This is a genomic window from Streptomyces sp. SID11385, assembly GCF_010548245.1.
GTDB lineage: Bacteria > Actinomycetota > Actinomycetes > Streptomycetales > Streptomycetaceae > Streptomyces.
Genome location: NZ_JAAGLR010000434.1, coordinates 1 through 10342 on the forward strand (window position 1 = coordinate 1; position 10342 = coordinate 10342).

At 73.2% G+C, this 10342-nt stretch carries 11 protein-coding genes; 1 reads left to right on the top strand and 10 read right to left on the bottom strand.

Translation table 11 applies throughout. From position 1 onward, the window contains the following. From G3I42_RS13355 to G3I42_RS13365, 3 genes are all read right to left on the bottom strand, one after another. Positions 1-1403, bottom strand: a 1403-nt coding sequence (locus G3I42_RS13355) for an AAA family ATPase (RefSeq protein ID WP_164285669.1), incomplete at its 3' end; no start/stop codon positions are given. Between the two features lie 626 nt (positions 1404-2029). Then, positions 2030-2239 (bottom strand): hypothetical protein, encoded by a 210-nt coding sequence (locus G3I42_RS13360; protein WP_164285671.1) that lies wholly within the window; start codon positions 2237-2239, stop codon positions 2030-2032. Positions 2240-2621: 382 nt separating this feature from the next. Continuing rightward, positions 2622-2903: an acylphosphatase gene (locus tag G3I42_RS13365; RefSeq protein ID WP_007821659.1), complete on the bottom strand. Its 282-nt coding sequence runs from the start codon at positions 2901-2903 to the stop codon at positions 2622-2624. Between the two features lie 135 nt (positions 2904-3038). Here G3I42_RS13365 and G3I42_RS13370 point away from each other — a divergent pair, with 135 nt between their 5' ends. Next, positions 3039-4358, top strand: a complete 1320-nt coding sequence (locus tag G3I42_RS13370) for a CAP domain-containing protein (protein ID WP_164285673.1) — start codon at positions 3039-3041, stop codon at positions 4356-4358. 266 nt (positions 4359-4624) lie between these two features. Here G3I42_RS13370 and mutM read toward each other — a convergent pair whose 3' ends face one another. From mutM to rsmD, 7 genes are all read right to left on the bottom strand, one after another. After that, entirely contained in the window at positions 4625-5479 is an 855-nt protein-coding gene (gene mutM / locus G3I42_RS13375) for a bifunctional DNA-formamidopyrimidine glycosylase/DNA-(apurinic or apyrimidinic site) lyase (protein WP_164285675.1), read from the bottom strand. A 163-nt stretch (positions 5480-5642) separates the two neighbouring features. Beyond that, on the bottom strand, positions 5643-6470 hold the full coding sequence (gene rnc, locus G3I42_RS13380) for a ribonuclease III (RefSeq protein ID WP_203606754.1): 828 nt from the start codon (positions 6468-6470) through the stop codon (positions 5643-5645). 29 nt (positions 6471-6499) lie between these two features. After that, entirely contained in the window at positions 6500-6673 is a 174-nt protein-coding gene (rpmF, locus tag G3I42_RS13385; protein WP_007493396.1) for a 50S ribosomal protein L32, read from the bottom strand. Between the two features lie 2 nt (positions 6674-6675). Then, positions 6676-7323, bottom strand: a complete 648-nt coding sequence (locus G3I42_RS13390) for a YceD family protein (protein WP_164285685.1) — start codon at positions 7321-7323, stop codon at positions 6676-6678. Positions 7324-7514: 191 nt separating this feature from the next. Beyond that, positions 7515-8738, bottom strand: coding sequence for a cell division initiation protein (locus G3I42_RS13395; RefSeq protein WP_164285677.1), 1224 nt, complete (start codon positions 8736-8738; stop codon positions 7515-7517). A 351-nt stretch (positions 8739-9089) separates the two neighbouring features. Further along, positions 9090-9569: a pantetheine-phosphate adenylyltransferase gene (gene coaD, locus G3I42_RS13400; RefSeq protein WP_203606758.1), complete on the bottom strand. Its 480-nt coding sequence runs from the start codon at positions 9567-9569 to the stop codon at positions 9090-9092. Positions 9570-9595: 26 nt separating this feature from the next. Beyond that, positions 9596-10183 (bottom strand): 16S rRNA (guanine(966)-N(2))-methyltransferase RsmD, encoded by a 588-nt coding sequence (gene rsmD / locus G3I42_RS13405; protein ID WP_164285681.1) that lies wholly within the window; start codon positions 10181-10183, stop codon positions 9596-9598. Positions 10184-10342 lie beyond the last annotated feature (159 nt).

The window sequence follows — 10342 nt, forward strand, 5'->3', positions numbered from 1 at the left end:
TGGTGCGCGGCATCGGCCTCCGCGCGGGCACGGCGCGCCGCCTCGTACCGCTCCTCGCGCGCGACGTCGCCCGCGTCGAGCCCCTCGACCTCTGCGCGCAGTCCCTCGTACTCCTCGTGCGCGACGTCGGCCCGTTCTCGCGCCTCGTCACGCGACGTCGCGAGGCGTTCGATCTCGGCGCGCGCCGATGCGGCCCGGCCGCGCGCGGCGGTCACCTGGCCCTGGAGCCGGGCGAGTCCCTCGCGACGGTCGGCGAGAGCGCGGCTGACGTCGCGCAGGCGACGTTCCTCGACGGCGAGCTGCCGCTCCAGTTCGCCCCGGTGGGCGACGGTGTCCTCCAGGGCGCGTTCGGCGGCTTCGAGCGCCGCGGAGAGTTCGGCCTCCTGCTCGCGGATACGCGCCGCCTCGCGCTCCAGGTCTTCGGGATCGCGTCCGCGCCGTTCCTCGGCCGGTACGGACGTCGCGCTCGTGACCCGCGCCTCGGCGAGGCTGATGGTGCCGCGTACGCGCTCGGCGAGGCGTGACAGCTCGTACCACGTGTGCTGCGCGCTCTGGAGGCGCGGCGTCAGGGCGCGGACCGCCTCCTCCAGGCGCGCCTCGCGGGCGAGCGCGGCCTTGAGCGCGCTCTCCGCCGTCTCCTTGCGCTCCTTGAGCGCGGCCTCGTCAGCGACTTCGGCGTCGAGCGCGCGGCGCAGCGTGACGAGGTCGTCGGAGAGCAGCCGCAAGCGCGCGTCGCGCAGATCCGCCTGGATGACGGCGGCACGTCGCGCGACGGCGGCCTGGCGGCCGAGGGGTTTGAGCTGGCGCCGCAGTTCGTCGGTGAGGTCCTGGACACGGGCGAGGTTGGCGCGCATCGCGTCGAGTTTCCGCAGCGCCTTCTCCTTGCGCTTGCGGTGCTTGAGGACGCCCGAGGCCTCCTCGATGAAGGCGCGGCGCCCCATCGGGTCGGCGTGGAGGACGGAGTCGAGCTGGCCCTGGCCGACGATGACGTGCATCTCGCGGCCGATGCCGGAGTCGGAGAGGAGTTCCTGGATGTCGAGGAGACGGCAGGTGTCGCCGTTGATCTGGTACTCGCTGCCGCCGTTGCGGAACATCGTCCGCGCGATCGTGACCTCGGCGTACTCGATGGGCAGGGCGCCGTCGCTGTTGTCGATCGTGAGCGAGACCTCGGCCCGGCCCAACGGCGGCCGGCCGGTCGTCCCGGCGAAGATCACGTCCTCCATCTTGCCGCCGCGCAGCGATTTGGCGCCCTGCTCGCCCATCACCCACGTCAGCGCGTCCACGACGTTGGACTTGCCGGAGCCGTTCGGCCCGACGACGCACGTGATCCCCGGCTCGAACCGCAGCGTCGTCGCGGAGGCGAAGGACTTGAACCCGCGCAGAGTCATGGCCTTGAGGTGCACGCCGCCGGACTCTACCGCCCCGGCTCCACACGGCGACGGCCGACGACGCGCGCGGCGCGACGCGACGTGCGAGGGCGCGGCGCGGGTACGCCGAGCGACGACGCGTCATGGCGTCCTACGGCGCGTATCGGGTGCCGCCACGCCGGGTCATAGCCCCTCATACGTCGCGCCGTCACGCAGCGTCGCACTCCCGCGTCGCCGCGTCGTGCACGCGACGTGGCCGCCGGGACGGGCCCACGCGACGTCCCGCGCACCGTCACGGTTTCACCACGGAGCGCGCAGGGCAGATCAGACGGTAGACACGGCCGGGAGGGGCGGGAAACAGCGGGGAACGGGCGGGTGCGGGCGGCAGGTGGCCGCGGGGAGGGCGTACGGGCCCGGGCCCCGTGAAGCGCCCGCACGAGACGCGACGCCCCGCGCGGAACGAGCCGCGAAAGAGGAAAGAGGCCGGCGGACGACGCGTGACACCGAGACGGCGCGAGCCGTGAGGGAAGGGCGGGGTGAGGGAAAAAGAAAGGGACGCCGAAGCGTCCCTGGCGGTACCGGCGTGGCCGCGCGGTTCACCTGTCACGCCCCTGCCCCGCGCCCCGCCGCGGGAACGCGGCGGTGTGCGGCAGCGGCTTGCGTCAGGTGAGCGCGGGCTCCGCCTGCGGTACGTCGATGCTCTCCAGGAGAGAGCCGCCGTGCTGAGAAGCGGCAGCCGCGAGCGCGTCGTTCTCCGTCTGAATCCGTACGAGCTCGGATTCGAGGTCCTGCACGCGCTGCTGGAGCCGTCGCATCTCGGCGAGGAGTCGCGGGTCGGAGCCGCCGACGTAACCGAGAAGCGCCTTTGCCATGATGAGTGGTCCTCCACACTGAGTGACCGACCAGTACGGTGGTGGGTCGAGAGGGATTCGGTCCGCACCCGCGGTGTCCGGCGGCGCTCCGTCTGTGACGTCGCCCGTCAGACAGTTGGGGTGCGCGGGGTTTTCAGGGTCTCACCAAAAAGTTTGACGGTCAACACGATCAAGCCCCGGTGCGGCACGGCCGCGGGGCGCGCCGCGCTTCGGGCGACGGTGCGCGCACTCCTGCGAGCCGTGGGGGGCGTGCGGGTCATCCTGTCGAGCGCACGGCGAGCCGCGCAAGGGGCTCGCGGCAGCCACCAGCGGCTTTTCCCGGCGCCACCGAAGCACGCGAGGGGAGCATCGGCGGCGCACGGCCGGGGCGCGCACGGTGCGATCAGCGGATCGCGAACCCCTCGTAGCCGCCGCGAGGCGTGTCCCAGATCTCAGTCACGCCCTGGACGCTGCCGGGTGTGTCGCTTCCCCGCAGCCACTCCAGCAACTCCTCGCACGCCGCGCGCGGCCCTTCCGCGACGACCTGAACGCGCCCGTCACGCACATTGAGGGCGAAACCGCTCAGTCCGCCGATCTCCAGCGCCCGTGCCCGCGTGAACCAGCGGAAACCCACGCCCTGAACCGTCCCTCTGACCCACGCGGTCAGCCGTGCCTCGTCTTCCATGAGGGCACGCTAACCGGCCAATCGCCTCAGGCACACGTCGTCCCCGGGGGCCATGGCGTAGGGTCCGCACCGCGGAGGACTCACCCGAACGGGTGAGTACGCCCGGGACAGTGGTGACGAGGGAAGGCCAGGACCATGGGACGCCACCGACGCTCAGCCGCCGGCCGCGCCGAATCCGCGGCGGGCTCTCCGGCGGGGACCCCTGCGGAAACCGGCCACGCCGCGTACGCCCACGACGCCTACGACACGCACGGCCACGCGGCGTACGACCGCACCGCGTACGACCGCGCCGCGCCCAGCAACGTCGCGTACGGCCGCGCCGCCACGCACGGCGACCACGCGACGTCCGAAGCCCCATCCGGCCCCTACGTGTCCGCGCCGTACGCGACGTCCGCGCCGTATCCCACCTCCGCGACGTCCGCGCCGTATCCCACCTCCGCGACGTCCGCGCCGTACGCGCCATACGCCACGTCCACGCCCTCCAGCCCGTACGCCACGTCCGAAACCGTTCCCGGCCCCTCCGCCGCTCCCCGCCCGGCCCACCAGGTCCCCGACATCGGCCCCGGCCCCGACGAGCACGACGGCGCGAGCGGCCATCGCCGGAAGCGGCGCGGCGCGCCCGTGCGCACCGGTCTGCTCGGGGTGTCGGCGGCGGTGGCGCTGGGCGCCGTCGCGGTCGGGACGGGGCTGGTGCCGGGTGGCGGGTACTCCTTCGGCGGGGGCCACGACGCGAAGGTCCGCGCGGCCGACGCGCCGTCGGGCGAGGGGCAGGGCGAGGAGGCGTCCGCGCCGGACCGTACGACGTCCGCGGCGAGCCGGGGCGCCACGCGTTCCGGCTCGCCCTCCCCCACGACGTCCGCCTCGCCCCGTACCGAGAAGAAGAGCAAGGCCGACGCCACGCCGAGCCCCTCCCGCTCCGTCGCCGCGAAGGCGGGGGGCGCCGGCGGCGCCTCCACGTCGACCGGCGGAGGGACCACCAGGACGGCGGCTCCGCCGAAGAGCGCGGCGCCCAGCAAGACGACGCCCGCGTCACAGGCGCCCGCGCGTCCGCCTGTCGCGGCGGCGCCCAGCGGTGACGAGAGCGCGGCGGCGGCTGCCGTCCTCTCCCTCGTCAACCAGGAGCGCGCCAAGGTGGGATGCAGCGCGGTACGTGCGGACGGCGCCCTCGCCTCGCTCGCCACGGCCTTCAGTGACGACATGGCGGCGCGCGGCTTCTTCGACCACACGGACCCGGACGGCGACACGCCCTGGGACCGCGCGGACCAGGCCGGGGTCGGCAATCTGGGCGGCGAGAACATAGCGCGCGGCCAGGCCGACGCCGCCGGCGTCATGGAGTCCTGGATGAACAGCCCGGGTCACCGCGCGAACATACTCAACTGCGACTACAAGACCTTGGGCGTCGGCGTGCACTTCGGGGCCGGCGGCCCCTGGTGGACGCAGGACTTCGGCTTCTGAGCCACGGCACACGACACGCCGCGCACGGCTGCCCAAGGACCCGGCCGCGCCGCGTACGTGGGCACGTCGCGCACACCAGGCACGCCGCGACGTCGCGCAGGCCGCCTACGCCGCGCCCGCCGCCCACGCTACGTATGCCCCATACGCCGCGACGCCGCGCAGCCACACGCCGCACACGCTACGTACGCCCTCCTACGCCGCGACGCCGCGCCCGCGCACCCCCACCACGCCGCGACGTCACGCCCCCGCCCCACCCCCGCCCAACATCACCCCCGCGGTCTCCGCTGGCACTTCGGGCAGTAGTAGCTGGACCGGTTCATCCACGCCTCGCGCCGGATCGGTGTCCCGCAGCGGCGGCACGGCTCGCCCTCGCGCCCGTACGCGTCGAGGGAGCGGTCGAAGTAGCCCGACTCGCCGTTGACGTTCACGTAGAGGCTGTCGAAGCTCGTGCCGCCGACGGCGAGCGCGGCGTTCATGACGTCGCGCACGTGGCCGAGGAGCGCGTCGGTGCCGGGGCGGGTCAGGCCGGCCGTGGGGCGGTCGTAGTGGAGGCGGGCGCGCCACAGCGCCTCGTCGGCGTAGATGTTGCCGACACCGCTGATGAGCGACTGGTCGAGCAGCGCGCGCTTGATGGTGGTGCGCTTGCGGCGCAGCGCCGCGTGGAAGGCGGCGTCGTCGAAGAGCGGGTCGAGCGGGTCGCGCGCGATGTGGGCGATGACGTCGGGGACGCCGCCCTCGCCCGTCTCGTGGAGCGAGAGGCCGCCGAAGGTGCGCTGGTCGACGAAGCGGAGTTCGGTCCCGAGCGCGTCGTCGAAGCCGATGCGGACGCGCAGGTGCTTCTCGGCGGGCGCGGCGTGGGGCTGGACGAGGAGCTGGCCGCTCATGCCGAGGTGCGCGAGGACCGCCTCGGTACCGCCGTCGAGCGGCAGCCACAGGTACTTGCCGCGACGGCGCGGCGTCGCGAACGTCCGCCCCTTCAGGCGCGCGGCGAAGTCCGCGCCGCCCGCGACGTGCCGCCGCACCGAGCGCGGATGCAGCACCTCCGTCGCGGCGACGGTGCGCCCGTCGATCCAGCGGGCGAGCCCCCTGCGGACGACCTCGACCTCGGGCAGTTCGGGCACGGTGCGGCTCTCCTGGGATCGGCGGCGGGGTGGGAGGTACGTACGAGGCGTGGGCGCGGGCGCCCCCAACGACGCCCACCCGGCACCCGCCGCCCCGGCCCGTGGACGTACGGGCCGGAGTCGAGCGGATGCCGGGTGGGACGACGGACGGTGCCGTCGGGTGTCAGGCAGGGGAAGCGGAGCCGCCCTCGGGGACGACGTCGCCGGGCGAGGGGACCTCGCCCGCGGCGGCCTGCTCGGCCGCGCGCGCGTCGGCGGCGGCGCGGATGGCGCGCCAGGCCGACTCGGCGGCCTGCTGCTCCGCCTCCTTCTTGCTGCGGCCGGTGCCGGTGCCGTACGAGACGCCTCCGACGCGGGCGGCAGCAGTGAAGGTCTTCTCGTGATCGGGGCCTTCCTCGGTGACGAGGTACTCGGGAACCCCGAGCCCCTCCATCGCGGTCAGCTCCTGGAGGCTGGTCTTCCAGTCCAGGCCCGCGCCGAGTTCCGCGGACTTCTCGATCAGCGGGTCGAAGAGGCGGTGCACCAGCTCCGCCGCCTTGTCGAGACCCTGATCGAGGTAGACCGCGCCGATCACGGCTTCCAGTGTGTCGGCGAGGATCGATGCCTTGTCCCTGCCGCCCGTGCCCTCCTCGCCCCTGCCGAGCCTGATGAAGGCCCCCAGGTCGAGGCCCCGGCTCACCTCGGCGAGCGCGCGGGAGTTGACGACCGCCGCGCGCAGCTTCGCGAGCTGCCCCTCGGGGAGGTCGGGGTGGGTGCGGTACAGCGTGTCGGTGACCACCAGGCCGAGCACGGAGTCCCCGAGGAACTCCAGGCGCTCGTTGGTGGGCAGACCGCCGTTCTCGTACGCGTACGAGCGGTGCGTGAGCGCACGCACCAGAAGGGCGGACTCCAGGTGATACCCGAGCCGCCCTTCCAGGAGCGTGTGGGACGAGGCCGCGGTGTCCGCCGAGGCGCCCGAGCGGGGCGCCTTCTTCTTAGGGGCGTTAACCAATTCCCTCTCGGCCTTTCTCGCCACTCTCGTCAGACCTCGAGGACCTGACGCTTGTTGTACGTGCCGCAGCTCGGGCACGCGATGTGCTGGAGCTTGGGCTCGTGGCAGCGCTCGCACGCCACCAGGGTGGGGACCGCAGCCTTCCACTGCGACCGGCGGTGGCGCGTGTTGCTGCGCGACATCTTCCGCTTCGGAACAGCCACGGCTACTTCTCCTGCTTCTCGTCGACGCCTGCTTCGGCGCCGTCCAGCTCGTCCTTCTCGCCGGCCGGCATGGTCCCGGCGAGTCCCTGCAAAGCCGCCCAACGTGCGTCGACGGCGTCATGGTGGTGGTCGGGGTCGTCCGCAAGCCGCGCACCGCAGACGGCGCACAGCCCCGGGCAGTCCTCCCGGCACACCGGCTGCATGGGCAGTGACAGCACCACCGCGTCACGCAGCACGGGTTCGAGGTCGAACATTCCGTCCTCAAGGGGGGTGATGCTCTCGTCCTCGTCCGAGTCCGCGTCGGTCCCCGCCATGCGGCGGTGGCGCTCCTCGGCCTCGGGGTACGAGAACATCTCCTGGAAATCCGCGGTGAGCTCGCGCTCCAGCGGTTCCAGACACCTTACGCACTCCCCCTCGGCGCGCGCACGGGCGGTGCCCGTGACGAGCACTCCGTCCATCACCGATTCGAGGCGGAGATCGATCTCCACCGGGGAGTCGCCCGGGATGGCGATGACGTCGGCGATACCGAAGACGTCGTCGCCGCCCGGGGCCTGGACCGTCCGGGAGAGCTTCTGCATCGCACCAGGACGGCGCCCCAGCTCGTGCGTGTCGAACACGAGGGGGTTGCGGTGGTCGAGGCGGGCGTTCAGAGCTGCTCCTGAGTTCGGGTCCTGAGATCTGGGGTCGGTCGGGGCCAGTTCCGGGGCGAACCCGCGCATCTGTTCCCGTTTACTGCCGAATTGTTCCCGTTTGTGGACGGGCAGGTCAGACAGACCGAAACACAAGACTACTGGACGGTGCGCGATCGGCCCAATCCGGCCCGGACGGCCGGTACGCCCCCTCAGCGCCCCTGCTCGTACGCCCGCAACTGCTCCGCGCTGATCATCGTGGTGTCGAAGAAGCTCGTCTCGTCGAGCGAGCCGCCGCCCTGCTGCTGTGGCTGCTGCGCCTGCGGCTGCTGCTGCGGCCACGTCTGCGCGGGCTGCTGCTGCTCGTAGCCCTGCTGCTGGTCCGGGTAGCCGTAGCCGTTCTGCGTCGCGTACGGGTCCTGCGGCTGCGGGTAGCCGTAGGGGTCGGCGGGCGCGGCGTAGGGGTCGGTCTGCTGCGGGTAGCCGTACGCGTCGGTCTGCGCCCCGTAGCCGTACGGGTCGGCCTGCGCGGCGTAGGGCTGCTGCGGGGCCTGCTCGGGGAGCGCGGCGACGGCGGGCTCGGGGAGCGGCGGGAGTACGAGACCGCCCGACGTACCGCCGCCGAAGGTATCGCCGCCCGGCGTACCGGCACCCGACGTGCCGCCGCCCGCGGAGGTGTCGCCGGGCGGCGCGGCGTCCGGCGCGGCGTCGCGCGTCGCGGCGAGGTCGGCGAGGTAGTCGGAGTCGCTGCTGTACTGGCGCTCGCCGCCGTCCTCGGCGAGGGCGGCGAGGTCGTCGGTCGCGACGCGCCCGTGCAGTTTGTCGCGGCCTCGGCCCACCGCGTCGAGGGTCTTGGCGAGCACGGCCTCGAAGGCGCCGAGCTTGACGTCCACGTACTCGTCGGCGCGCCGGCGCAGCGTCTCCGGGTCGCCGCTGCGCTCGGGGGCCTCCGCGTAGTCGGGGTCCTCGTAGCCCTGCGCGTCGAGTCCGTCACCGGTGCCGAGAAGCTTCTCGCGGCCCCGTCCGACGGAGCCGAGGGTCTTGGTGAGGACGACCTCGAAGTTGGCGAGCTTGCTGTCCACGTAGTCGTCGGCGTCGGCCTTGACCTCGGCCGCCTCGCGCCGCGCCTCGTTGAGGATGCGGTCCGCCTCACCCTGCGACTGCCGCGCGACGGCGGTGTCCGCCACCAGGCTGCCGCGCTCGTCGTGGGCGCCGCGGATGATCCGCTCGGCCTCGGCACGCGCTTCGCCGACCATGCGCTCGCGCTCCCCGATCAGCTCCTGCGCCTGGGCGAGCGAATCCGGCAGCGCTTCCCGCACCTCCTCCAGCATCGCGAGCAGTTCGGCGCGGTTGATCACGCAGGAGGCCGACATGGGCATGGACCGGGCCGCGTTGACGACCTCGACGATCTCATCGAGTTTCTTCTGCACGTCCACCGTGTGCTCGCCACTCTCTCGACTGATGGGGAGACGGACCGCTCGGCTGCTGCGGAGCCGGACGGGACGACTGTACGGCCACGGCATGGCGCGGCGACACCGGGTGACGCGACGTCACGACGCGGCGAGCGGGCGGCATTGACGCGACGTGTCGCGTGACGTGGGGCGACGTTCGGGGCGTGGCGCGGGCGCGACGTCGCGCCGTACGGGCGCAGCGCGGGCGCGACGTCGCGGCGTACGGGGCCACACCGCGCGACGTCACCGCGCGACGTCGCGTCCCGCGCCGCCCCGCCCAGCGCCCGTTCAGTGCCCGCCCGATCGCCGCCCGCTCAGTGCTCGCTCACTGCCCGCTCACTGCTCCGCGAGGCGTCGCGTGAGCGCGGTGTGGACGGTCGGCGGCAGGAGGTGGGAGACGTCGCCGCCCCACTGCGCGACCTCCTTGACGAGCGAGGAGGAGAGGAAGCTGTAGGTGGGGTTCGTGGGGACGAAGAGGGTCTCGACGCCGGAGAGCCCGTTGTTCATCTGCGCCATCTGCAACTCGTAGTCGAAGTCGCTGACGGCACGCAGCCCCTTGACGATGGCCGGGATGTCGCGCTGCTTGCAGAAGTCGACGAGGAGCCCGTGGAACGCCTCGACCTCGACGTTGCCGAACTCGGCGGTCACCTCGCGGATCAGTTCCATGCGCTCGTCGACGGTGAAGAGCCCGCGCTTGGACTTGTTGATCATCACGGCGACGTGCACGACGTCGTACAGCTTGGAGGCCCGGGCGATGATGTCGAGATGACCGTTGGTGATCGGGTCGAAGGACCCAGGACAGACGGCGCGGCGCAACGTGATCCCCTCGCTCTGCGGTCGATTCATGGTGCGTTTTCGCACGTGGAGGCGGCGCGACCGTACCAAAAGGTCCCTTCGCCGTAGCGGCGGGACCGCAGTGCGCCGAAGCCGTCCGGCCAGCCGAACTCCCCGCCCCTGGTGCTGCGCTCCACGGTGACCAGCGCTTCGTCCGCGAGCCAGCCGCGAGTACGGAGTGTGATCAGGATCTCCCCGAGTTCGGCGTCGGAGACCGCGTAGGGAGGGTCGAGGAAGACGAGGTCGTACGGGTCCGGGGGCGGCGGCCCGGCGGCGATCTGCGCCGCTTTGCCCGGCCTGACCTCGGCGCCCGCGAGTCCCAGGTCGCGGACGTTCGCGCGGATGGTGCGCACGGCGCGCGCGTCGCTCTCGACGAGCAGCGCGTGCGCCGCGCCGCGTGAGAGCGCCTCCAGGCCCACGGCGCCGGAGCCCCCGTACAGGTCGAGGACGCGTTCGCCGTCGAGCGGGCCGCCGAGGAGCGCTTCCCAGGTGGAGAAGAGGCCCTCGCGCGCTCGTTCGGAGGTGGGGCGGGTGCCGGTGCCTGGCGGTACGGCGAGGCGGCGGCCCCCGGCCGTCCCGGCGATCACGCGGGTCATGGTGCTGGTCGGTCCTCGTCGCTCGGCCCTCGCCGGCGTCCGCTCCGGTGGCCACGGCGTACACACCACCGGGCCTCCCGGCCGGACCCGGTCGGTACGTGTCCAGCGTAGGCGGCGCCGCGGCGCACGCGCGCGGGGGCCCGCGCGAGGGGCCGCGCC

Bases quoted from the DNA above. Each gene is read 5' to 3' on its own strand.
- G3I42_RS13360 (WP_164285671.1), bottom strand. From the start codon at position 2,239: ATGGCAAAGGCGCTTCTCGGTTACGTCGGCGGCTCCGACCCGCGACTC.
- G3I42_RS13365 (WP_007821659.1), bottom strand. From the start codon at position 2,903: ATGGAAGACGAGGCACGGCTGACCGCGTGGGTCAGAGGGACGGTTCAG.
- G3I42_RS13370 (WP_164285673.1), top strand. From the start codon at position 3,039: ATGGGACGCCACCGACGCTCAGCCGCCGGCCGCGCCGAATCCGCGGCG.
- rsmD (WP_164285681.1), bottom strand. From the start codon at position 10,183: ATGACCCGCGTGATCGCCGGGACGGCCGGGGGCCGCCGCCTCGCCGTA.